This window comes from Parapedobacter koreensis (assembly GCF_900109365.1).
GTDB classification, from domain to species: Bacteria; Bacteroidota; Bacteroidia; order Sphingobacteriales; family Sphingobacteriaceae; genus Parapedobacter; species Parapedobacter koreensis.
On sequence record NZ_FNZR01000006.1, the window covers coordinates 213,338 to 236,555 of the forward strand.

General features: G+C 49.1%; 18 protein-coding genes. 5 read left to right on the forward strand and 13 right to left on the reverse strand.

Annotation, left to right across the window (positions count from 1 at the left end; translation table 11 throughout):
* Window positions 1-60: 60 nt before the first annotated feature.
* From BMW65_RS15635 to BMW65_RS15660, 6 genes are all read right to left on the reverse strand, one after another.
* The gene (locus tag BMW65_RS15635) at window positions 61-2,574 is read right to left on the reverse strand and encodes an ABC transporter permease (RefSeq protein ID WP_090606758.1); all 2,514 of its coding nucleotides are present in this window, start codon (window positions 2,572-2,574) and stop codon (window positions 61-63) included.
* 90 nt (window positions 2,575-2,664) lie between these two features.
* Window positions 2,665-5,100 carry an ABC transporter permease gene (locus tag BMW65_RS15640; protein ID WP_090606759.1) on the reverse strand — a complete coding sequence of 812 codons (2,436 nt, stop codon included), beginning with the start codon at window positions 5,098-5,100 and terminating at the stop codon, window positions 2,665-2,667.
* Window positions 5,101-5,182: 82 nt separating this feature from the next.
* Window positions 5,183-7,522: an ABC transporter permease gene (locus BMW65_RS15645; protein ID WP_090606761.1), complete on the reverse strand. Its 2,340-nt coding sequence runs from the start codon at window positions 7,520-7,522 to the stop codon at window positions 5,183-5,185.
* 71 nt (window positions 7,523-7,593) lie between these two features.
* A complete protein-coding gene (locus BMW65_RS15650) occupies window positions 7,594-10,038 on the reverse strand; it encodes an FtsX-like permease family protein (protein WP_090606762.1) in 2,445 nt (814 codons plus the stop codon).
* Between the two features lie 107 nt (window positions 10,039-10,145).
* On the reverse strand, window positions 10,146-12,542 hold the full coding sequence (locus BMW65_RS15655) for an ABC transporter permease (protein WP_090606764.1): 2,397 nt from the start codon (window positions 12,540-12,542) through the stop codon (window positions 10,146-10,148).
* A 72-nt stretch (window positions 12,543-12,614) separates the two neighbouring features.
* Window positions 12,615-15,056, reverse strand: coding sequence for an ABC transporter permease (locus BMW65_RS15660; protein ID WP_090606766.1), 2,442 nt, complete (start codon window positions 15,054-15,056; stop codon window positions 12,615-12,617).
* Between the two features lie 272 nt (window positions 15,057-15,328).
* Between BMW65_RS15660 and BMW65_RS23920 the strand changes: the two genes are divergently transcribed.
* The gene (locus tag BMW65_RS23920; protein ID WP_143053902.1) at window positions 15,329-15,520 is read left to right on the forward strand and encodes a hypothetical protein; all 192 of its coding nucleotides are present in this window, start codon (window positions 15,329-15,331) and stop codon (window positions 15,518-15,520) included.
* Between the two features lie 240 nt (window positions 15,521-15,760).
* On the opposite strand, the gene BMW65_RS15665 is transcribed toward BMW65_RS23920, so the two are convergent.
* Window positions 15,761-16,048: an ABC transporter permease gene (locus tag BMW65_RS15665; protein WP_090606767.1), complete on the reverse strand. Its 288-nt coding sequence runs from the start codon at window positions 16,046-16,048 to the stop codon at window positions 15,761-15,763.
* Window positions 16,049-16,120: 72 nt separating this feature from the next.
* On the opposite strand from BMW65_RS15665, the gene BMW65_RS15670 reads away from it, so the two are divergent.
* A complete protein-coding gene (locus tag BMW65_RS15670; protein WP_143053903.1) occupies window positions 16,121-16,723 on the forward strand; it encodes a hypothetical protein in 603 nt (200 codons plus the stop codon).
* Window positions 16,724-16,750: 27 nt separating this feature from the next.
* On the opposite strand, the gene BMW65_RS15675 is transcribed toward BMW65_RS15670, so the two are convergent.
* The 4 genes from BMW65_RS15675 to BMW65_RS24240 form a co-directional block, all read right to left on the reverse strand.
* The gene (locus tag BMW65_RS15675) at window positions 16,751-17,041 is read right to left on the reverse strand and encodes a type II toxin-antitoxin system RelE/ParE family toxin (RefSeq protein WP_090606770.1); all 291 of its coding nucleotides are present in this window, start codon (window positions 17,039-17,041) and stop codon (window positions 16,751-16,753) included.
* Window positions 17,035-17,250, reverse strand: coding sequence for a hypothetical protein (locus BMW65_RS15680; RefSeq protein WP_090606772.1), 216 nt, complete (start codon window positions 17,248-17,250; stop codon window positions 17,035-17,037). The genes BMW65_RS15675 and BMW65_RS15680 overlap by 7 nt, the downstream gene beginning before the upstream one ends.
* A gap of 308 nt (window positions 17,251-17,558) precedes the next feature.
* The gene (locus tag BMW65_RS24870; RefSeq protein WP_090606773.1) at window positions 17,559-17,840 is read right to left on the reverse strand and encodes a type II toxin-antitoxin system RelE/ParE family toxin; all 282 of its coding nucleotides are present in this window, start codon (window positions 17,838-17,840) and stop codon (window positions 17,559-17,561) included.
* 18 nt (window positions 17,841-17,858) lie between these two features.
* The gene (locus tag BMW65_RS24240) at window positions 17,859-18,011 is read right to left on the reverse strand and encodes a hypothetical protein (RefSeq protein ID WP_177181157.1); all 153 of its coding nucleotides are present in this window, start codon (window positions 18,009-18,011) and stop codon (window positions 17,859-17,861) included.
* A 51-nt stretch (window positions 18,012-18,062) separates the two neighbouring features.
* Between BMW65_RS24240 and BMW65_RS15690 the strand changes: the two genes are divergently transcribed.
* The 3 genes from BMW65_RS15690 to BMW65_RS15705 all read left to right on the forward strand — a co-directional run bounded on the left by BMW65_RS15690 (window position 18,063) and on the right by BMW65_RS15705 (window position 20,032).
* Window positions 18,063-18,287: a hypothetical protein gene (locus tag BMW65_RS15690; RefSeq protein WP_090606775.1), complete on the forward strand. Its 225-nt coding sequence runs from the start codon at window positions 18,063-18,065 to the stop codon at window positions 18,285-18,287.
* Between the two features lie 506 nt (window positions 18,288-18,793).
* On the forward strand, window positions 18,794-19,483 hold the full coding sequence (locus BMW65_RS15700) for a hypothetical protein (protein WP_090606778.1): 690 nt from the start codon (window positions 18,794-18,796) through the stop codon (window positions 19,481-19,483).
* A gap of 54 nt (window positions 19,484-19,537) precedes the next feature.
* The gene (locus BMW65_RS15705) at window positions 19,538-20,032 is read left to right on the forward strand and encodes a DinB family protein (protein ID WP_090606913.1); all 495 of its coding nucleotides are present in this window, start codon (window positions 19,538-19,540) and stop codon (window positions 20,030-20,032) included.
* A 1-nt stretch (window position 20,033) separates the two neighbouring features.
* Here the strand turns inward: BMW65_RS15705 and BMW65_RS15710 are convergent, their stop codons facing one another.
* Together BMW65_RS15710 and BMW65_RS15715 are read right to left on the reverse strand one after the other, a co-directional pair.
* Window positions 20,034-20,744 carry an ankyrin repeat domain-containing protein gene (locus BMW65_RS15710; protein WP_090606780.1) on the reverse strand — a complete coding sequence of 237 codons (711 nt, stop codon included), beginning with the start codon at window positions 20,742-20,744 and terminating at the stop codon, window positions 20,034-20,036.
* 79 nt (window positions 20,745-20,823) lie between these two features.
* Window positions 20,824-23,187, reverse strand: coding sequence for an ABC transporter permease (locus tag BMW65_RS15715; RefSeq protein ID WP_090606781.1), 2,364 nt, complete (start codon window positions 23,185-23,187; stop codon window positions 20,824-20,826).
* Between the last annotated feature and the right edge of the window lie 31 nt (window positions 23,188-23,218).

Below are 23,218 nucleotides of genomic sequence, written 5' to 3' on the forward strand. Positions count from 1 at the left end.
ATTACATATTGTTTCTGAGATCAGAAAAACTGCTTATAGCCTATAGCCTACTGCTGAAAATCACTCATCCCTCAGCGAATCAACGGGATTAGCCACCGCAGCCCGTATCGCCTGCCAGCTCACCGTCGCCAATGCAATCACCAAGGCTGCCAACCCCGCTGCGGCAAACATCCACCACTCCATGTCTATGCGGTAGGCGAAGTCCTCCAGCCACGTATTCATTGCCCACCAGGCAATGGGGGAGGCGATGACGATGGCAATCAATACCAGCTTTACGAAATCCTTGGAGAGCAGACCTACGATGCCTGCGACGGAGGCTCCCAGCACCTTGCGGATGCCGATCTCCTTCGTACGCTGCTGAGCGGCAAACGTACTCAATGCAAAAATGCCCATGATGGCGATGGCAAGCGTAATGAGCGTCAGCAAGCTGGTCAGTTTGCTGAATTGCACGTGTTTTTCCATTAATTTTGAAAACTCATCGTCCAACCAGCTATACCGCATTGGTCCACTGCCATCTACCGTTTTCCATATGGCCGCAATTTTTTCGACGGCCTGTTGGGCGTCCCTTCCGGAATTCAGCCTGACCAGTAATTGGCGCTTGCCACTGACGATATTTGGAATCACGCCGTTCACGTAGATTTCCGGCCGGATGGCCGTGGTATAGCCTGCACCGTAACTGTCTTTTACGACTCCGATAATGGTATATTCCCGGCCGATTACCGTCACCTGCTGTCCAACAGGTTGTTCAACTCCCAGTGCCTTTGCGGTCGTTTCATTGATAATAGCTGCATTGACGGAATCCATCGCATATTGGGTGGAGAAATCTCTCCCTTGGCTGATGGGTGTTCCTACGGTCTCAAAATAGTCCAAGCCCACATAATTGGTGCTCAGCGACAGCGTGTCGTTTGCCGGGCCGAAAGCGGCACGCTGGATACTGTGGGAAGGTTGGCCAGGATAGAAGTGGGTCGTTGCTACAGATTCCACTTCGGGCAAACTCCGGAGGCTATTCATCAGGAACGCGTGTTCATCCAGCGATTGGAAAAAGTTCAGGGGTACGCGCTCGCCGTTGATCCGCAGGACCTGTTCGCTGTCGAATCCCGGGTCGTTGCGCTGCATGAAACGCACCTGGCCATTCATGATGAAGAGGGAGGTGACAAAGGCTACCGCTATGGAAAATTGGACGATGACCAATACGTTTCGCAGGCGTAAACCTCTGGTACCGCTGGCCAGTTCGCCTTTCAGTATCCGGACGGGGCGGTAACTGGATAAGAGCAATGCCGGATAACCGCCGGCTAATAAAGAAACCATCAGGGTAATGGCACATAGCTGCACCACCAATTGTCCGTTCGCTGCCGCATTGATGCTGCTCCAAAGCTGCAATTCCAGTCCGAAAGTCGTATTGAGGTAATGGATAAGAATTTGGCTGAATAATATGCCAAGGCATAAAGCAGACACTACTTGGATGAACGATTCAAGCAGAAACTGGAAAACCAATTGGCCCCTACTGGCACCAATGACCTTGCGCAGACCGGATTCCTTCGCCCGTTTGTGGCCTTGGGCTACCGCGAGGTTTACGTAGTTGATGCAGGCCAAAAACAGGACCGCAATGGCGATGAGGGAAAAGACCACAACGGGAATATGGTTGCCTTTTTCGTAATCACTGATGGGATGGTTGGCTGGCGAATCTCTCCAGGGATAGGCTGTGGGTTGGAGGTGAATACCGCTTACCTGTTCGAGTTCTGTGCGGATTTCTGTGATTTCCTGATTCTTTTCCAGCCATTTCCTGGCGCTTTCGGCCGAAGTGATAGGATCGTCAAAATTTTCTCCTCTTGGAGCGTTTGGGTTTGCGTGGATGGCTTTAGCCAACTGGAGGGTGTATTGGTCCGTGATCTTTTGCGCTATCTGTGCAGCCTTTGTGTTTTTCTTCAACACGGTATAGGTATAGACCACACTTGCCCACCAATTACCGTCATCGGAGATGGACGACACACATAGGTTGAAATTCAGGTGGGAAGGGGCCATTTTTTGAAACACCCCGGTAATGGTATACGGTTGGCTGTTTTCAATTTTTAAGGTTTTTCCGACAGGGTTTTCATCGCCGAACCATTTTTTGCTCATTTCTTCGCTGATGACTACAGATTGTGGTGCAGCCAGGGCGGTGGCGGCCTGCCCATACCGGAACCGATAGGGAAAAACGGAAAAAAACAAGCTGTCGGCAGCAAGAAGTTGTTTCTCGTAAAATTGTTCGTTTCCAATTGTTATCACCGTTTCCTGCCGTTCTTGCAGCGTGGTTGCGGTTTCCACCTCCGGCAGGCTATGGCGCATAAAATACCCCAAGGCGGGCGGCGCAAAAGGAGAAAATTCTTGGTCCCCTCCCCAGTTTTTTCCGATGTTTACGCGGTATACCTGTTCCAGCTTGTCGTCCCAGCGGTCATAGCTCCGCTCGCGGTTTACGTAGACCAGTACGGTGATAAACACCGCCAGTCCCAAGCTCAGGCCGATGGTGTTGAGGGCGGTGTACTTCCGGTTGTTCCATATGCTGCGACACGCGGTTTTGAAATAGATCATTATCATTTTATTTTTTTAGACACTAGATATTAAATATTAGACATTAGACTGGATTGTCCTTGTTCTTTTTCCATTGGGATCTTGCGTTTACGTGATTTATTCATCGCGCAAAGACTCGACTGGATTCGCCACCGCTGCCCGAATCGCCTGTCCGCTCACCGTGAGCAGCGCAATCACCAACGCCGCCAATCCCGCCCCGGCAAACATCCACCACTCGATATCGATGCGGTAAGCAAAATCTTCCAGCCACGCATTCATCACCCACCATGCGATGGGCGAGGCAATCACGATAGCAAGGAACACCAGCCTAACGAAGTCTTTGGAGAGCAAGCCCCCAATCGCTGCTACCGAAGCGCCCAGCACTTTGCGGATACCGATTTCCTTGGTACGTTGCTGGGCGGCTACCATCACCATACCTAACAGCCCGAAACAGGAGATAAGAGTACTTAAGCTGCCAAATACGATGCTGAACGTTAGCGCCTTGCGGTCGTCTTTGTAGAGCTTGTCAAATTCTTCATCCAAAAAGACACACGTAAATGGATGTCCCGGATAGTGCGTCTCCCAAACCGACTGGGTATGGTCCAATGCCTGCTTCACGGTGCCCGCGTGGGCTTTTACCAAGTAAGACGGCCCCAAGATGAACGGATCCATACAGAGAATGACCGGGTTGATTTTTTCATGGAGGCTTTGGTGGTGGAAATCCTTTACCACACCGATGACCGTCCCACTGCCGCCATACATGCCGTTGGAGTAGGTGGTGCCCACCACGGGTTCTTTCAGTTCGAATGTTTTTACGGCCGTTTCGTTCAGGACGATGTTGTTTCTGTCCGAAACGTTGCCTGCGTCAAACCATCGTCCGGATACGAGGGTGAGGTTGGCTATCTCGTCGTAATCTTCGTCTATCCATATCGGTACGACCTCCGGTTGCTCGGCTTGCTCCGGATAACCCGTCCACACGATGCGGGAAGGCTCCCTCCGGTTGTCGTTGAGTACGGATACCCCATTTACGCGCGATACGGCTTGGATGGCACTGCTGGACAACAGACGGGTTTTGAAGTCATTCAGCGTATTGACGCGGCGTTTCACGGCTTCCTGGTCATTCATGCGTATAGGTTCATCTGATGACGGTGCGTGGATTTTGAACACCTGCTCCTTTTGATAGCCTGCCGCCTGTTGCTGGATAAAGGCAAACTGCCGGTAGATGGTGATGATGCCCACCAGCATGACCACGGCCATGGTGAGCTGGGCTGTCACCAACACCTTACGCAGCCCCTGGCGGCCAGCCCCCATCACCCCACGTTGCCTGAGTAGGCCGATGGGCTGCTGTGTGGCCAGCAGCAATGCTGGATAGAGGCCCGTCAGGAGCAGTACAAAGACAAAAACGCCCGCAAGCAATAATATTACTGGTCCCTCTGCCAACAGGTGGAGCACGAAATGCTTTTCTGTAAACGCATTGAATGCGGGGAGGGCGAGGGCGACAAGCAGTAGGCCAAATGCCATAGACAGGGCCACAAACAGGGTGGTTTCTACCATTACCTGGCCAAACAATTGTTGTCTGGCGGCTCCCACGATTTTGCGGACACCGATTTCTTTCAGGCGGAGGCCAATCCGTGCAATGGACAGGTTGACGAAGTTGATGCCCGCCGTAATCAGCAGTAGCACCGCCAAAAGGGTAAATATTTTTACGTTTTGCGGATTGCCGTGGTTGATGATGCTGTCCTTGAGCGACTGCATGAAGTGGAGCGTTGGCAGGGGAATGAGTCGGCTATAGTTGGTTGAAACTTCGCTCCATGTTTGATTGGTCCAAAAGACGTTGGTAATTTTCTCTTCGGCTTTATGGACGGCCGTATTGGGCGACAGCTTTACGAAGAGCAAATGCGAATAAAATCCCCAATCGAGGTTGCGACGGGTGGCTTCATTTCTTAGGAGTATTGCATTGGGAATCAATACCTCCTGCTGAAAGGAGGTATTTGCGGGGGCATCTTCCACTACTGCCGCGATGGCACAGGGTACCGAGTCAATGAAGACAGTTTGCTCCAAAGGGGGCAGGCTGCCGAAGTATTGTTTGGCTTTCGAGCGGCTGATGACAATTTTATTGGAGGCGGCCGTAAAATCGTCTAAGCTGCCATGGAGTACCTTATAATTGAACATCCGGGTCCAGTTGGAGTCTACAAAGAGGGCGTTCTTTTCCTCGAATGGGCGACCGTTTACCTCGAAAAGGTGGCCGCCCCATTGGGTAGGCTGTGCCATGGCAAGTAACTCGGCTTCCGGTACCGCTTCCTTAATGGCGGCATAGGTCGGAAAAGGGGAGGATTCTGACCAGTATTCTGCTCTTGCCGTGTCGTATTGGACGAGTAGATGGATCCGTTCCGCATCGTTGTGGTAATTGTCATACCGCAGTTCATTCTGCACCCACAGAAGGATGAGGATGGATGCTGCAAGCGCAATGGCTAATCCCCCGATGTTCAGTGCGGATGTTCCCCGGTGTTGCCACAGGTTTCGCCATGCGATTTTGAAGTAGTTATTTATCATGTTATTTTTTTAGACACTAATATTAGACATTAGACTGGATTGTCCTTGTTCTTTTTCCATTGGGATCTTGCGTTTACGTGATTTATTCATCGCGCAAAGACTCGACTGGATTAGCCACCGCCGCCCGAATCGCCTGCCAGCTCACCGTCGCCAATGCAATCACCATGGCTGCCAACCCCGCCGCGGCAAACATCCACCACTCAATGGCTATGCGGTAGGCGAAGTCCTCCAGCCATGTATTCATTGCCCACCAGGCAATGGGGGAGGCGATGACGATGGCAATCAATACCAGCCTTACGAAATCCTTGGATAACAATGCCGCAATGCCTGATACGGATGCCCCCAGCACCTTGCGGATGCCAATTTCTTTCACGCGCTGCTGTGCGGCATGAACGATAGCACCATAGAGACCCAGGCAAGCAATCAATATGGCGATAAACGAAAAAACTTTGCTCAGCTGTTGGAACTGAGTTTCGCTTTTAAATAGCTCTTCGAATTGCTCGTCGAGAAACTCATATTCCAACGGATGTTCAGGGGCTGTTTCTTTCCATACAGCGCCAATAGAAGCCAGATTTTGAGCAAGGTTTTTGGTCTGAAGGCGCACGATAATCGTATAGACATACTCGTCGCCTAAACTGATGATTGTGGGATGTATCGCAGTGCGTATGTTATTCAATTGGAAGTCACGGACGACACCCACAACTTCCTTGTCGCCACCAAGACCCTGACCCGTCCGTTGCCCGATGGGTTCATCCCAACCCATGGTACGAACCAAGGCCTCGTTTACAACGACCCTGTTGGAATCCGTAGGCAGCAGGTTCCGGCCGGCGAGGAGCTCCATGTCCAAGGTTTGGACAAAGTCCGGATCCGCGATGAATTCACTGAGACTATAAGAAACGCCGTCCTTTTCTTCCTTCGAGCCGTTGATAAATCCACCGCCGAATGGGGTTCCGGTACTCACGCTGGCGTGCGTCACACCCGCTAATTGTAAGAGCCGCTGCTTCATCAGTGGCGCATTGAGCTTGTTAAAACGCGGTGTCCGCAATACCAAGACCTGCTCTTTGGTAAATCCGAGCCGCTCGGAACTTAAATAGTCCATTTGCTGCTGAATGACGATCACCGATAGCACCAAGGCGATGGCTATCGCAAACTGGAATACCATTAAGGGCTTCCGGATGGGAAAGCCGACATGGCTGACCACAGGCGCTTTGCTTAAGGTAGCGATTGGACGCGAGCGGATGACCAGTACCACCGGATAAATCGCCGATACGGTCAGCAGCAGGAGCAACACGATGAGCAGCACGGCAAGATTAGGCAGGCTTAGTAAAAATTCGCGGTCAATGCTGCTACCCAGTAGACCGTTGATCACCGGGAGTGCCGACAAGGTGATAAGTACAGCAGAAAAGGCGGCGACACTGCAGAGCAGCAGGCACTCCATTAGCGGTTGGAAGATTAGCTGCCGTTTGTCGGAACCCAGTATTTTCTTCATGCCGAAGTCTTTCACGCGTGCCGCATAATCGGAAATGGAAAGGCTGATGTAGTTAAACGAGGTGGAAAATACCAGAATGGCTCCAATGATTCCAAAGATATACAGGTACTTGATGTCTACCGCTTCGGGAGAAGCCTGGATATGGGTAGAGTGCAGGTGGATGTCCCGGATAGGCTGGAGCTGGTACGTCGGTGGTTCGGATAGCCAAGAGACATTCCCGGCCATGGCCGCATTGATTTTTTTTGTTACCTGTGCCGGATCGGTCTGCGCAGCCAAACGCAGGTATATATAGCCTTGATGGCTCCAAGGATTGTCGAGGTTTTTGAAGGTATTCAACGAACCGATTAGGTCTTTCTTCAAGTGGGTATTGGAAGGCATATTGGCGATTACGCCGGTCACCGTGAGATCTTGGTCGTTTATGGTAATCACCTGTCCCATGGGGTCTTCGGTATTGAAAAGCCGATTAGCTTCTTTTTGGGTAATGATGACTGCATTGGGTGCCGATAATGCTTGGTTGGGGTCGCCTTGTAGAAACTGGATGTCAAGCAGCTGCAGCAAAGAAGCATCAGCCCACATGAATGCGCTTTTGGTAAACACTTCGGTACCCATACGTAACACAGCCGTCCCGACGGGTTTGACGCGCGCGATTTCCGTGATTTCCGGTATATTACTCTCGATAAATTGGGTTACTGGGAGGAAGGTACTTGCAGAAAGCGTCTTGTCATTTTCGCCGATCCATTCGTTTGAAGAAACCATCCGGAAGGTGTTTGCCCCGTCGGGGTGAACACTGTCATACGTGCTTTCGTGGTAGAGGTAGGTCGCGATACAGAACGACGAAACTAGTCCGACGACAAGCCCCGAAAGATTGATCAGGCTGAATGTCTTGTTTCTCCACAGGTGCCTGATGGCGATTTTGAACGTGTGTGTTATCATTTTTTTCTTTTTTTGCTTTAAGCGGTATGCTTTAGGCTTATTGCTTATAGCCTATAGCCTGTTGCTGAAAATCACTCATCCCTCAACGAATCAACGGGATTAGCTATTGCTGCCCGTATCGCCTGCCAACTTACCGTCGCTAACGCAATCAGCACGGCCACAACTCCTGCCGCTGCAAACATCCACCATTGGATGTCGATACGATAGGCAAAATCTTCCAGCCATTTGTTCATGATCCACCAAGCAACGGGCGAAGCCACTACCACGGCAATCAGTACGAGTTTGACAAAATCCGTAGAAAGCAACCGCACAATGCCAGCTACCGATGCGCCCAGTACCTTTCGGATGCCGATTTCCTTCACGCGCTGCTGTGCGGCGTGCACAATCAGGCCGAATACGCCCATGGCTGAAAGGAAAAGCATCAGGCCGCTAAAAAACGAAAATAGGGCTTGCTGCTTCTGCTCGGCCTCGTATTGTTTATCCAAAATATCCGTCACCCATTGGGCATCCAAGAGGCGGTTGGGATAAAACTCCTTCCATAGTTTTACGAGTGACTGCTGGGCCTGTTGCTCCATGCCCGGTGTGGTACGGATGAATAGGTAGGCGTAATTCGGATTCTGCTGTCCCAGTATGAAGACCGGCCCGAGGGAATGATGCAGGGATTCGTGGTGGAAGTCTTTCAGGATGCCCACGGCCGAATAACCCAACTTAGGAATGGGCACACCTGTTTCTTTAATACCGAGCATGCGGGCTGTGGAAGCCGTGACAAGGGATGAACGGGTATTTTTGTACTGTTCTCCTTCTTCCTTATCCATTCCCATAGTGGCATACAAATCATATGCATCTGTGCCATAGGCAGCATCGAGGAGCCTACCCTCTTGCAGTTCGAATCCCAAGGTCTGTGCAAAATCAAAATCAGCAATGATGTAGTTGATATCGATTTTTTCGCCTTCCTTCAGTGGATGGTCAATGGTACCGGACATGCCGGTGCTGCCATTGACCAAATTCCATCCCGCGATGCTCGCTGCCTCGATGCCTGGCTGTTTCGTCAGTTCGGTCTTGAAGGTTTCTCCCTTGCCCTCCCAATTCCGGAGGCCGATATGCAACAGGCTTTCCTTGTTATAGCCAATGTCCTTATGGGTTAAATAATCCACTTGTTGCCGGACCACAAGCAATGCCACCAATACCACGATGGAAATGGTGAATTGCGTGACCACCAACGCTTTCCGTAAACCTGCTGTATTCATGACAGGATTTTGGCCGACCTTGCCCCGAAGCGTATTGGCGGGCTTAAATCCGGATACTATCCACGCGGGATAGGCTCCGGTGGCGATACTTAAGGTAAATACCACCAGCAAGGTCAGCGCAAAAACCGGTAGACTGGATAGCAGCGTGCCAGCGAGGTCATGACTCAGGAAACTTTCGACTACGGGAATGCCGAGCGCATACAGACCGATGGCCAAGCCGATGCCAATGACGAAGAACAATAAGGATTCAGTGATAAATTGGGCAACCAATTGCTTGCGCTCAGCGCCAAGAATTTTACGCACCCCCGTTTCCTTAAGTCTTTTCATGGCCCTTGCCAGACTCAGGTTTACAAAATTGATGCAGGCAATCAGCAGGAGCAATCCCCCCACGCCGCTTAGGATATATATTGTTCGGATATTGCCCTTTACCTGCTGCCGACCGTTGAAATCGGAGTGGAGGTACACGTCCGTCATGGGTTGTAGGTCAAATGTGACGCCCTTTTTTTCAGTTGGGTTTTCCGTGAAATCCCTGAACCAGGTATTGATTTTGTTGGTAAATACCCGTGCATCTGTCCCTGGTTTGAGCAGGTAATAAACACTGGTTCCACCCCTTATACCCGCCTTAGTCAAGTCTCCACCATCGCTGGGTTTGGTCAAGGCAATAGCATCAGCCCTTAAATGCGTATTTGGAGGGATATCTTTGATAACAGCCGTGATGAGATAAGATTGGGATTTATTGCTCCACGAAGGTACATCCTCGACGACTTTGCCAATGGGGTCTTCACCTTCGAAATGCCTCTTACGAAAACTTTCGGTAATGACCAGGTTTTGGTGTCCCGCTACGAATGGGACGAGTTGGCCGGATAGTACTTGGAAGTTAAGCATGGCCAGGGCGTTGGTATCGGCGTTGATCACGTTTAGCCTAATGCCATCCTGATCATCGTCACCGATACGTAGCTGCAACTCATTAGTGTTGATACTGCTGAAATGTTCCATTTCCGGAAAACTTTCCTTTAGCCCGTACCCCAGGCCTACCGGAGTGTAGACGTTCTTTTTATACAGGCCATCGGCCATTTTATCAGACATGTTTACTTTATACAAGTCACCTGCCCGGCTCCAAAACTTATCATATGATAGCTCGTCAATGACCACGGTGAAGACCAGCATGCAAGCAGCAAGCCCGATAGTGAGCCCAAGGATGTTGATGGTGGCGTAGGTCTTGTCTTTGACCATCGTGCGCCAAGCGGCTTTGAGGTGGTTCTTTATCATTTTTTTTCTTGCTTTAGGCAATAAGCTTTAGGCTTATCGCTTGTAAAAATCATTCGTCCCGTAGTGACTCCATCCCGATATGCATCGGGATCTCGCTATTACGCGATTTATTGATCGCGTAAAGACTCGACCGGATTGGCCGAAGCTGCACGAAATGCCTTGAAGCCAACTACGGTAAGCATACAGCAAAACGTGAATAATCCCGTCAGTACAAACAAAAGAAGCGGAACCTCGATGCGATAAGCGAAATTATTCAACCAATTGTGCATGAGCCACCAAGCAATAGGGAAAGCTAATGCCGCGGCTACGAACACAAGTTTGGTAAACGAAGCGGAAAGCAAAGATACGATCGAGCCGACCGAAGCGCCAAGCACCTTTCGGATGCCAATTTCTTTGACCTTACACTCAATGGTATAGATAGCGATGCCCAGTACACCCAAAAGCGCTATCAACATGCTGATGCTACTGAAGAAAGCCAGTTGCTGATATTGTTTTTGTTCGTTGAGGTATTGGTTTTTTATCTGTTCTTCAAGCCAGTTGATCCGCGAAATCCTATTGGGAAAAAAATCATTCCACGTAGCTATTACGGCCTCCAGCGCTTCTTTCTCCTGTCCGTCCGCTACCCGCACCAACATGCAGCCGGCATCCCACTCCCGCTGTGCTTCGATCATCATCAGAGCAATGGGATATCGCAGGCTGGCACCATGGAAATCTTTGACTACCCCTACAGGCGTATGGGATAGTGGAGCAGACGCTGAGTTTAGCTCCAGGTGAAGATTTTTTGCTGTCGTTTCAGTGACCAACACATTGCTATAGATCTCCCTTTGCAGGGTTATGGAATCATACGTTACAGCATCAAGTGCGTGGTTTGGCTGCAGTTTCCGACCGTCAATGAGCTGCATTCCTAAGGTATTGATAAGATCAAAGTCACCCCTGAATAAAGCGATATGTTCTTTATGCGCTGGATTTTCAGGGTCTTCGACCTCGGTAAATTCCGCGTAACCACTAAAAGGGGACCATTGCGAAAGGCTGACAGATGTGATGCCTGGATGCTGCGACAATGTTTGTTTGAAGGCCTGACTTTTTCCTTCCCACTGCGTGTAATCCAGTACAAGCAGGTTTTCCGGCTTGTAGCCCAGGTCTTTGGCATCCATATACCGCAACTGTTCCCGGATTGTAAGCATGCAGATGATCACTACCATCGCTATGCTGAATTGCAGGGCAATCAAGCTCTTAGTAAACCCGGTGTTTAAGGGCAGATTTAAGATGGTCAAGCGTTTTTTCAGTTCATGGGTTGCTTTGGTTTTTGATAAGGCAAGCGCGGGGAATAAGCTACAAAATATGCCCAACAATACCCAGAAGAATAGCAAGCCTGCGAGCATCGGAAGCGATCGGTGAAATGTCAGGGTCAGTGGATGTCCGAGGTATTTTTCGAAGGCGGGCAATACCAACACGTAGCCGAAGAAGGCAACGGCGAGCGCACTCCCGAAAAGCAACAGGCTTTCGGCTCCTATTTGGGAGATCAGGTGGATACGGTTTGCGCCGAGTACTTTACGGATTCCTGTTTCGAGCGTACGCTTTACAGCATGGGCAAAGGTCAGGTTGACAAAATTGATGCATGCCAATACTAGGATAAGGGTAGCAATGCCGATCAACACATAGATATCCCTCATCGGACTGTCCCACCCGGTCACCGAGCGGAGATGGATGTCTTTGATGGACTGGAATGTGAAAGCAATATTGCCGTGTCGTTGTTCCGGCTGTTGCCTTGTGTACCATTCGTTGATTTTGGCCGCCAACGTGGCGGTATCGGCACCCTGCTGGATATGGATGTATTGCCCCTGTTGAGCACCAGCTTTATCGGGCTCGAAGGGCTGATGGTGTGGAACGATGAGTATTGCTTCAGCGTGTAAATGTGTATTTTGTGGCAGATCCCGCAAAATCGCATTGATGACATACGGATCGGGCTCGCCGGCATCCGGTCTGCTGTAGAATAGTTTTCCGATAACCTCTTCCCCTTCAAAATACCGGCGGTGTGTACTTTCCGTAATCACGAGGTTTTTTGCATGGGCTACGATTTGCTTCGGGTTGCCTTCCAAGGCCTGCGTGTCAAACAGGTTAAAAAAATTGGTGTCTGATTCCAGTACATCAAGGTCTACATAACGATTTGAAAGCCGGTCGATCGTCAATTTGGGGGTCATCGAATTGATGTTGGTGTAGTCAATGACCTCAGGAAATTGAGCAGCCAATGCATGACCCAGTCCCGATGGGGCACCGTCTGAACGGAATTGCACATTTCCATCCTTATCGCTATGGATTGAGCGCAGCCGGTACAACTCGTCCCGAAGGGTCCATTGGCGATCATAGGATAGCTCGTCCAAGACCAAAGAAGAAATCAACATGACCACGACAAGCCCTAAGGAGAGGCCTATCAGATTGGTTATCGAATACGTACGATTGAGTACCATCGTGCGCCAGGCGGTTTTGAGGTGGTTCTTTATCATTGTATTTTTTTTTAGACACTAGACTGGACTGTCCTTATTGCGTTCATCCTTATTCGTTGTTCCATTTTTTAGTTATTCATCGCGTAAAGACTCGACCGGATTAGCTACCGCTGCCCGCACGGCCTGCCAGCTTACCGTTGCCAATGCAATCACCACAGCCACCGCGCCCGCCGCAGCAAACATCCACCACTGGATAGTTATGCGGTAGGCAAAATCTTCCAGCCATTTGTTCATGATCCACCAAGCAACGGGCGAGGCTACTACCACGGCCACCAATACCAGCTTCACAAAATCCGTAGAAAGCAACCGCACAATGCCAGCTACTGAAGCGCCCAGTACCTTGCGGATGCCGATTTCCTTCACACGCTGCTGTGCGGCGTGCACAATCAGGCCGAATACACCCATGGCTGAAAGGAAGAGCATCAATCCGCTAAAGAAAGAAAACAGGATTTGTTGTTTCTGCTCCGCTTCGTATTGCTTATCCAGAATGTCCGTCACCCATTGGGCGTCCAACAGGCGATTTGGATAGATTTCCCTCCATAGCTTTACGAGCGATTCCTGCGCCTGCTGCTCCATGCCTGGAACGGTGCGGATAAACATCATTGCGTAATCGGGGTTAGGATTCCCAAGGATGAACACGGGGCCAAGGGCATGACGGAGGGATTCCCTGTGGAAATCCTGAAGGATACCCACTGGTGGATGGCCCAGTTTCGGGACGGGTACACCCATCTCGCGGATGCCGAGCATCTTGGCGGTAGATGCCGTGATGAGCGCCGAACGGGAGTTGACGTACTGGCTTTCTTCGAGGCTGTCCATCTGCAGAACGGCGTCAAGGTCGAAAGCATCCGTTCCGTGAGCTGCGTCCAGGTATCGGCCCTGCTGGAGTCTGAAACCCAAGGTCTGTGCAAAATCGAAGTCGGCGACAATGAAATGCACTTCAAGTTTTTCATTTTCTTTTAAGGGGTGGTCAAATGCATTAAGGTAGAAGCTGCCATCACCATTTACCGGGCTCCAACTGGCAATGCTGGCGGCTTTGATACCGGGTAGCTTCTTCAATTCGTTTTTGAATGTTTCGCCTTTGCCTTCCCATGTGCGGCGACCGATGTGCAATAGGTTTTCCTTATCATAGCCAATCGGTTTGCTGGCCAAGTAATTTACCTGGTTCGTTACGACCAGCAGTGCTATCAACACCATCACAGCGATGGCAAATTGGACTACTACCAACGCCTTCCGCATACCGCCTGCACTAACCATGCTGCCTCGGAAGAGTTTACCGCGGAGGGCATTCGATGGGTTGAAGCCCGACAGCAACCACGCAGGGTAGGCACCCGTGATGATGCTGATGAAAAAAATGAGCAGTAACGTAATACCGAAAATGTCTGGGCTGGCCAGCAGCGAATGCACCAATTGGTGTCCGATGAAACTTTCAATGACCGGCAATCCCAAAGCATATAGGCCAACCGCCAGCAGCGTACCCACCAGGAAGAATAGGAGGGATTCGGTGAGGAATTGTCCCACCAATTGGCTGCGTTGGGCACCGAGGATTTTTCGTACACCGGTTTCCTTGAGCCGTTTCATTGCCCGCGCAGTGCTGAGGTTCACAAAGTTGATGCAGGCGATGAGCAGGAGCAAGGCACCCACTCCGGTGAGGATATAGATGGTATTTCGGTTGCCCTTTACGGTGACATTGCTGTCGTGGTCAGAGTCAAGATAAATTTCAGTGAGCGGTTGCAGCCCGAAGGCCTTTTGCTTTTGTTTCGGATTTTCGATGTATTGTTGCACCCAGGCATTCATTTTTTTGGTGAATGCCTGTGCATCCGTACCCGGTTTGAGCTGATAGTATACTTTTCCGCCTCCCCAAAGCCCGTCTTTGCTTAATTGGGCGTTGGCAGGTTTGGTAAGCGCGATGGCATCTGCCCGGAGGTGGGTGTTTTGAGGAATGTCTTTGATAACCCCGGTGATAAGGAAGGGTTGCTTTTCCTCACTCCATGTGGGTACATCTTCGATGATTTGCCCGGTGGGGTCCTGACCGTTGAAGTGCCTGTCGCGGAAGCTTTCGGTAATCAGCAGGTTTTTTTGCCCGGACACGAAGGTTGGCAGGCGACCGCCGACGGGTTCAAAATCAAACATCGCAAGCGCATTGGTATCGGCCTCCAACACCCGTGCGGCTATGCCATCGGGATTTTCCGGGCCGATGCGGAAGCGCTGTTCGCGGGCCGATATTTCGGAAAACTGCTCCACTTCCGGAAAATTATCTTTCAAGGCCTTACCAAGCCGGGCTGTGGTGTTGGGGTGTTTCAGGTAGATATTATCGCCCATCTTCCGGTCTTCATAGACGGTGTAGAGGTCATCTGCCCGGCTCCAAAACTTATCGTACGACAGCTCGTCGATGACCATGGTGAATACCAGCATGCAGGCCGCAAGGCCGATGGTAAGGCCCAGAATATTGATGGTAGCATAGGTCCTGTCTTTGACCATTGTGCGCCAAGCGGTTTTGAGGTGGTTTTTTAGCATTTTTTAGACGTTAGGTACATCAGACTTGCTTAGCCTTGTTCTTTGCTTACAAGGTCACGCTTTCATTTTTCACAGCAGTTATGCTACCAAAAATATAATAAGCTGATAATTAGTGATAAATGGAGTTTTTGGTACTGAAAAGTGTTCGAAAACGAACACTTGTTGTTCATTTGCGGACAGTCCTTACCGCCGGACGAATCGTTTGAACCACAGCTCGTACATGGGGTCGAGGAAGTAGGAGTGGCCATTCCGATCAACCCCGAGGTAATCAGGTGCTTGAAGAACTGCTTGCCGGGAGCGGCTCATTCTTCGAGTTTGCAATTTGTTGTTTTGATGGTAGCCGTGGCAAATGCTTTGTAAAACTCAGCTTCACCTTGCTCGCCACTTCCTGTGCAACACGTTTTACCAAGGAAGATTTTCCCCATCGCCTTGGCGAAATCAAAAGGGTGTTGACGCCGTTCTGAAAGTTGCTTTTCAGTCGTTTTATCTCTTTCGTACGGTTAGTAAATCTTTGCGTGCTAACACTTCTTCCAAACAAAAATGGCGATTTCATTACACAAAATATAGGGTTTATGTTCGGGAAAGGCAATTTTTTATGTAACCATGTGGTTAGTAACCGATCGGTTACTAACCACATGGTTAGCTGTCATTCATCCCTCAATGAATCCATCCCGATATACATCGGGATCTTACTATTACGCGATTTACTCATCACGTAAAGACTCGACCGGATTTGCCAGCGCTGCCCGTATCGCCTGCCAGCTTACCGTAAGTAAAGCAATGGCCACGGCCACCACTCCGGCTATTGCAAACACCCACCACTGGATCTCGATACGGTAGGCAAAATCTTCCAGCCATTTGTTCATGGCGCTGACCGATGAAATCTTATATCGGAAAAGGTGGCGGGCATTATCAAATAGCGATGGGCCGCGGACCTTGTTCCCCATCGAAGGCCGTAGGAAGCCGCTTAGCGAGAACAAGAGCCAGCCCATCGCTACCCGCAAAGGTAGGGAATGAGCGTTGGACTCCTGTCCTTGCGCTAATGGAAATTTCCTACGTTTTCGATGGCAAGTTTCAGTGTCAAACACCAAATAATTTCAAGACAGACAATTGCTTGTATGTCTTTTGACGGGGCTAATATAAATAGTGATAATCAAAAATGCAGATTATTTCGTCCCCCTGTTTTTAATTCTTTTTCTCAAGATGGCCTAATATGCCATTATATGGTAAAAATAACTCCTCTTTCCTTATACATAATCAACCGAGCCAAATTAAGAAGGTTGATAATCGATTTATCTTCAAAAGCTCTCTCGCGAATTTTAGAGCACGTAGAAAGTTGTGTAACCACTATAGAAAGTCTAAATAGGGCAGCTCAATACCCTCCCCACGAATACCCCGGATTAGCCGCCGCCCTCGATTGGACGATTAAGGATTTACTCCCTCCAGATGATTGGGACGTAGGCGATGGTACCAAAGTGGAGAAGAAAGTATTGAGCCTTTCCAATCCGGATGATATGCGACTGGTGTTAAACGGCATGATTGACCATGGATTTTTCAATGAGCCAAAATCGTTGGCGGATACAGCGAAACATCTTTACATTGATGGAAAGGAGGAAGAGAAGGTTTTGGAAGATGTGTGGGGGAACTGGTCGATAAGGGCAAAATAGGCCTTAAAGAAACGCTATATGCAAAAATCAGTAATTAAGCGGTGTGCGACTTGTATGCCTAAAACGCACGATGCGTATCTCTTTTTCCAGTACCCGATAAGAAATTCGGAAATGGTACTTTTCAAAAGCACGCCAAGAGCCATCATTGTCCTTTTTGTATTTATCCAACGGATGTTTTAACGGGTTTTCCGGAAGGGCCAAGGTTATGTCAACAATGGTTTCGACTACTTTCCGTGCATTTTGGGGAGACTCCAACGAAATATATTCGAAGGCTTTGGTAAGTTCTTTTTTGGCTCGCTTGCTCCAAACGGTTACCATTTCTTGATTTCGGCTTTCAGGTCGGTCGCTGTTATGTATTCACCCCGTTCGATTTCGGCGTCCCCTTCTTCTAAATCTAGATTATATTCTTCAAGAGTTTGGCGCTTCTCTATCGTTTGGAAGTTTATGCCCATCAACTTCAACGTGCTCAAAAGCCATTTCTTTTTTTTTGCCTCCTTGATGTTGTCTATATCGATAATCAATTCCATAATCTTATCGCTTTAAACGTTATATTTCCAAAATTAGCTTTTTTTGGCCAAAATTGCAACAAAGCGTAAATATCATCAAACGGACGGTTGGTTGGCTTAAAAGCGATGGCACGAAAGTGGAGAAGAAAGTATCAAGTCTTTCCAATCCCGACGAAATGCGACTCGTTGTGGATAGGTTGGTTAAGTGTGGCTTTTTCAACGAACCAAAGTCGTTGTCATTGCCGAGCAATTAAAGGCATTGAACGACAAGTTTATAGCAAAGTAAAAGGACTCTATCGGTTTCGATAGAGTCCTCGATGGCTCTTATGTTACTTCTTCTTTTTAAAATGCCTGGTATTTGAAATCAACCGTTTGCCGTGATGCACAGTTAGTATATTCACCTTATCTCCCGCGGCCAATTGATATACAATCCGATAGTTATCGACCATAAGCTGCCTAATACTTTCATCCATAAATTGAGGTACGATAGTTCCCCTTCTAGGGTAAGTCTCTAATATATCTGCCGCTGAAAATAATTTTGATACGATTAGTTCGGCATATCGGATAGATTCTTTTGCGATATATTCGCCGATATCATCCAAATCGGCAATGGCATTATTCTGTCCAAACTATTTCAGCCATTTGGCTAACTTATGACGTGCCTCTCGTTTGGTATTAACTTTACCTTGTTCCACGTCATTCAACCCCCGCTGCACCTTCTCGATAAATACAACGTATATACCTCCTCTCACAAAGATAATGATATCGAGTATAATATCCAAAATAAGCTTGTATCTCCCGCTCAATGACGGTTTATTGGTGACGGCACCAAAGTGGAGAAAAAAGTGTTGAGCCTCTCTAATCCTGAAGACATGCGGCTGGTTGTGAAGAGATTAATCGATTATGGTTTTTTTAATGAGTCAAAGTCGCTGACGGATACAGCGAAGCACCTGTATATTGACAGCAAAGAGGAAGAGACAGTTTTGAAGGAGGTGTTGGGGGATGCGGCAAAGGGAGGAGCATTAAAAGAAAATGCACAAGAATATACTGAGGCTTAGCTGTTTGCAACAGAAATTTGTACATTTGTATTGTTGAGCAAAACGGAGATGGCAATGCAACTTGTAACTACAAAAAAGAAAGCCAAAGGAGATCGACTGAACTGGACCCCGTTAAAATACGTTAAGCCTGTTAAACTAAATGCGGACACCATCAGGGGGAAAGTAGTAGACGTACAGGTTGAAGCTCAGCGGAAAAACCAAGAGAAACCTAAACTGCTGATACCTTAATATTTGATTATCCCGGAAGCGATTTACAATGGCTCAGCCCATCTTTTTTCGTTCTTATGTAAATTCTATATCCTTAATTTTAATCCAAGTTCTTAGAACCCAAATCCCCAGCCTGCTAACCTTACTGGCAGAGAAGCGAAGTAGGTATCTAATTTTTCCGTTAGGTCCTGGTTTTCGCTCATTGGTATTTAATTGTTTAGTAACAAAACTAAAGAATAAAAAGCAATTAGCTTCTTAGCCACAAAAAGTAGATATTTGACGGGTGCCAAGAACCATCAATGATTGTCACGACCATCAAAAAAAGCGAACGGAAACCGGCCGGCTCATTTGTGAATATTTCACGGATGGACTATGAGCTGGTGCTTAACGTCCTCCGGCTGTTGGAAGAGACTGGTATGGACGACGAAGAACTTTCTTTCCTGCTTGGCAAACGAAACCAATATTTCTTTGATGTAATTGACCCGCGAAAAAAGCAAAAGCTGAAAACTGACCAGGTGGATCCGCTGGCTGCCATCATGGGCAAGCCTCACCGTGAGATAATGCCGCTTGATATTAAACCGGACGAAATGATTCAATTGCACCATGCCACGCGAAAAGTAAACGAAGAAAATAATACGATAACCTACAGCCACATTGTGTATCCGCAAGATGGCGGTGATGGCATAAAAATCATTTGGCAGAAAACGTTCGTGACGGGGGTGCGGCGCAAGGTGAATGATGCGGTACATGCCTTTTTGGAAGAAAAGATTGGCGCTGGTTATTTCGCTAAGCCTCGATTGGCACTGACAGTTTATTTGGAGCTTAAGGACGAATTAACTGCAGATTCGCTTTCCGCTGCTGATTTGGAGAAGAGTCTCGCTGTATTGACAAGGACAGGTGGACCATTGATGCGCTCGAAGATTGACACACAGCTTCATTATCATAAAAATTTACTGTTTTCCAACTTTGTTGTTTCCCCCCTGACATAGGGCTGTCAGTGGATGTGGATAGCTTTGGCTCAAGAAACAACAAATAAATTGAACATGGATATCATTAACGAACTATTCACTGAATTGGAAACCGAAGGAGCGATAACCCGCAAGATGCTGGCGCTTGTGCCGGAAGATCGATTCGATTGGGCTCCACACCCCAAAAGTATGACGCTGAAACAATTGGCTACGCATTTGGCCGAAATTCCTTCATGGTATGCGTTGGCTGTGGATCAGGATGAGCTGGATTTCAATGAGGGGGCGTATCAGCCTACATCGATTGCCGATAATGCTGCGCTCCTCGCTTTATTTGAAAAATCTTATCAAACGGGTAAAGCAGCACTCCAACGTTTGCCGGAAGCTGTGCTTGACAAACCTTGGATAATGCGTGGCGGGGACGCCGTGTACCTGGATACCACAAAATACGGAATGGTTCGTCATGCGTTTGCCCAAACCATTCACCACCGTGCGCAATTGGGTGTTTTTTTGCGCCTCTTGGATATCCCAATACCGGGAAGTTATGGGCCCAGTGCAGACGAGATGGGTTAGGTTAGGTAGTGGCGGCTGGATTGAATAACGCCTGTACGCCTTTCCGATTGCCTGATTGCGCCAACGCCCTCGGGGATATACCTGCCTTGTTTTCCCTGTGGGGGTTGGCACCGAATCGTAGCAGCAGTGCGATGTGCTCCAGTTTGAATTTCCGGTTCACAGCAATGTGCAAGGCGGTGTTCCCTTCCGGATCGATTGCGTGCACATCGGCACCGTTTTCCAGTAACCATTTGGCGATGCGAAAGCGCCTCCAATGGAATGCGCCGGGGACAAAGGTATCCACACCGCTGCTGTCGCTAATTTTCGCTCCATGCTTCTTGAACAGTTCAGCCGCTTCTACATCATCATTCCAAATGATGGCCCACAGGCAGTTCTCGGGGCTGGCTTTCTGCTCCAATAGATAGCGGTACAACGTTTCATTCCTCCCTTTGGCGTAGGCGTACCACAACGGGGTTGCGGGAAAGAAGTCACAATTGGGGTCGGCAATCTGGTGGATGGAATTGTAGTCCATCCCGCTGTCCAGCAATAGTTTCAATAACCGCAAACTATCAGCGGCCAGTTGCTTGTCATTGCCAATAGCGACCCCACACAGGTAATGCAACGCATTTTTGCCACTATCTTCGGCCCAAGAAATCCATTTCGGCTCCTTGTGGAGCAATGCCTCCACGGTACCGAAGTCTAATCGTTTAATAGCTTTTATGAAGTTGTTCATAATTGCCAGCGCTTGCAAAGAACGAAGATAAGTGTTTGTAAAATAATTTAATAGGTTTTTATTGTTCGAATTATGCGATTTATTCGTCGCGTAAAGACTCGATCGGATTGGCCATCGCCGCCCGCACTGCCTGTCCGCTTACGGTAAGCAGCGTAATCACCACAGCCGCCAGCCCGACCGCCGCAAACATCCACCATTCGATGTCGATGCGGTACGCAAAATCTTCCAGCCATTTATCCATTACCCACCACGCAACGGGCGAGGCGACAACTACGGCCAACAATACCAACTTCACGAAATCGTTGGAAAGCAGCGTCACGATACCCGGCACCGATGCGCCCAACACCTTGCGGATACCGATTTCCTTTGTGCGCCTGGCCGTCATCAGTGCCACCAGTCCGTACAGGCCGAGGCAAGCGATCAGGATGGCCAATATAGTAAAACAACTGAACAGGTACATCGTAAGGGTATCTTTGCGGTATTGAGCAGCGTAGGCTTCATCCAAAAAGGTATAGTTGAAAACCATGTCGGGAAATAAACGCTGCCATAGGACTTTTACCTTCGGAAGATCCCTGGGCTGTATCTTTACCGAGATAAACCACGGGGCGTCTGTTTGGTAGATCATCGCCAGCGGCTCCACAAGGTTGTGCATGGATTTATAGTAAAAGTTTTTAACCACCCCCACGACTTTCCCCTTACGATCAAACCCCTCCACAGGCTGGCCGATTGCATCGGTTTCGGACCAGCCCATGGTGTGCACAAACGCTTCATTCACCAGAAACGCCTCCGTTTTGTCGGTAGGGAGATAGTTCGACATATTTCGGCCTTCCAGCAACTGGATTTGGAAAAAGGAGACGAAATTGGCATCCACAAAGAAATAATTGCAGAATAGGTGGCGTTGCTTCCCGTTATTGCTCGCCAGCGTGGTCGCCAGTGCTACATCTTCTCCCCGCACGCCGTTTCCTGAGGTGATGGATTGTACCTCGGGCAGTTGGCGCAGGGCTTCATAAAAGCCATTCACCCGACTTCGGTTCACGTCGTCCGTAGGAACCCGTATGCTGACCACCCGATTGACATTAAACGCTTGGTCGGCATTCGTGATATATTGCACCTGCCAGTACACCACTAGGGTGCCGACGGTCAGCACGATTGCGGCTGCGAATTGTATGACAACAATGCCCTTACGCAACGATACCCCTTTTAAGCTGATTTTCCGGTTTCCTTTCAGTACATCAATAGGACGGTAACCAGCCAGCGCAAACGCCGGGTAAAGCGATGTAAAAAAGGTGGTTGCGATGAATGCTCCTATCAAAAATACGGCGTGATCCTGCCAATGGAAGGAGAGCTCGGTGCCCAATAACAGGTTGATGTAAGGAATGGACAGCAGTATGAGCCCGATAGCCACCACCCAGGCCAGTCCGATCAATAGAAATGATTCGATTACAAATTGTCGGACGAGCTCCAATGGGCGAGCACCGGCAACCTTGCGGACACCTACTTCTTTTCCTCTTTCGGACGCTTTGGCCGTAGCGAGGTTGATATAGTTCAGGAGTGCAATCGCCAGGATAACAAGTGCCAACACGGAGAATACGTAGTTGAATTGTTTATTGCCTTTGGGGGTATCCATTTGCTTACCCTCACTGAAATGTACATCGGCGAGCGCTTCAACCAAGAAGCGGGCATGGTAGTCTATGGCACCCATCTCGTCCAGCTCAGGCTGTACGTACTGTGTGGCCAATCGTTGCAGTTTTTGCTCAAAGCCCGGCAGATCCGGCTTTTCTTTGAAAAGCACAAACGTATACACCGGAAAATCGTCTTCCATCCAGCTGGTTACTTTAGAGAAGTCGGCCGAAAGCAATCCGTCGATCCGGATATCCGAGTTGGGGGGCAGGTCGGCCACCACAGCGGTGACATGCAAGGGCTGTTGGCCAGATACCAGGGTACTTCCAACGGCCTCTTCCGCAGAACCGAAATACTTTTTTGCTATACGCTCCGTGAGGACAAGCTGATTTGGCTTGGTCAGGGCGTCTTTTTTATCTCCGGCGACAACCGAAAACGAAAAGACCGAGAAGATACTTTGGTCGGCTTTGTAAAAACCCGCTTCGGTGACCAGCTCGTTTTCGTATGTCACAGCGGCGGGTGACGATTCCAGGCGTACGGTGGCTTCCACTTCCGGGTATTCGCGCAGCAAGGCGTCTGCGAGGGGATAGGGGGTAGTCGCAAGCGACAGGTTGTCCGATTCAGGGGTATGCACGGTGGTCGTTATCCGTGCAATCCGCTCGTAGTGTTCATTGTGCTGGTCGTAGGTCAGTTCATAACGGACAAACAAGAAGATCAATAAACAGGCAGCTACGCCCGTGGACAGCCCCACAATATGGATGAGCGAGTACAGCTTATGCTTATACAAGTTTCGCCAAGCGATTTTGAAGTAGCTCCTGATCATTCATGCAAATCTACCCATTCGATCGACGCAC

Bases quoted from the DNA above. Each gene is read 5' to 3' on its own strand.
- BMW65_RS15700 (WP_090606778.1), top strand. From the start codon at position 18,794: ATGATTGTCACGACCATCAAAAAAAGCGAACGGAAACCGGCCGGCTCA.
- BMW65_RS15640 (WP_090606759.1), bottom strand. From the start codon at position 5,100: ATGATAAATAACTACTTCAAAATCGCATGGCGAAACCTGTGGCAACAC.
- BMW65_RS15665 (WP_090606767.1), bottom strand. From the start codon at position 16,048: ATGGGCTGGCTCTTGTTCTCGCTAAGCGGCTTCCTACGGCCTTCGATG.
- BMW65_RS15675 (WP_090606770.1), bottom strand. From the start codon at position 17,041: ATGGTAACCGTTTGGAGCAAGCGAGCCAAAAAAGAACTTACCAAAGCC.
- BMW65_RS15660 (WP_090606766.1), bottom strand. From the start codon at position 15,056: ATGCTAAAAAACCACCTCAAAACCGCTTGGCGCACAATGGTCAAAGAC.
- BMW65_RS15670 (WP_143053903.1), top strand. From the start codon at position 16,121: ATGGCAAGTTTCAGTGTCAAACACCAAATAATTTCAAGACAGACAATT.
- BMW65_RS15650 (WP_090606762.1), bottom strand. From the start codon at position 10,038: ATGATAAAGAACCACCTCAAAGCCGCTTGGCGCACGATGGTCAAAGAC.
- BMW65_RS15645 (WP_090606761.1), bottom strand. From the start codon at position 7,522: ATGATAACACACACGTTCAAAATCGCCATCAGGCACCTGTGGAGAAAC.
- BMW65_RS15705 (WP_090606913.1), top strand. From the start codon at position 19,538: ATGGATATCATTAACGAACTATTCACTGAATTGGAAACCGAAGGAGCG.
- BMW65_RS15680 (WP_090606772.1), bottom strand. From the start codon at position 17,250: ATGGAATTGATTATCGATATAGACAACATCAAGGAGGCAAAAAAAAAG.
- BMW65_RS15655 (WP_090606764.1), bottom strand. From the start codon at position 12,542: ATGATAAAGAACCACCTCAAAACCGCCTGGCGCACGATGGTACTCAAT.
- BMW65_RS15635 (WP_090606758.1), bottom strand. From the start codon at position 2,574: ATGATAATGATCTATTTCAAAACCGCGTGTCGCAGCATATGGAACAAC.
- BMW65_RS15715 (WP_090606781.1), bottom strand. From the start codon at position 23,187: ATGATCAGGAGCTACTTCAAAATCGCTTGGCGAAACTTGTATAAGCAT.
- BMW65_RS15710 (WP_090606780.1), bottom strand. From the start codon at position 20,744: ATGAACAACTTCATAAAAGCTATTAAACGATTAGACTTCGGTACCGTG.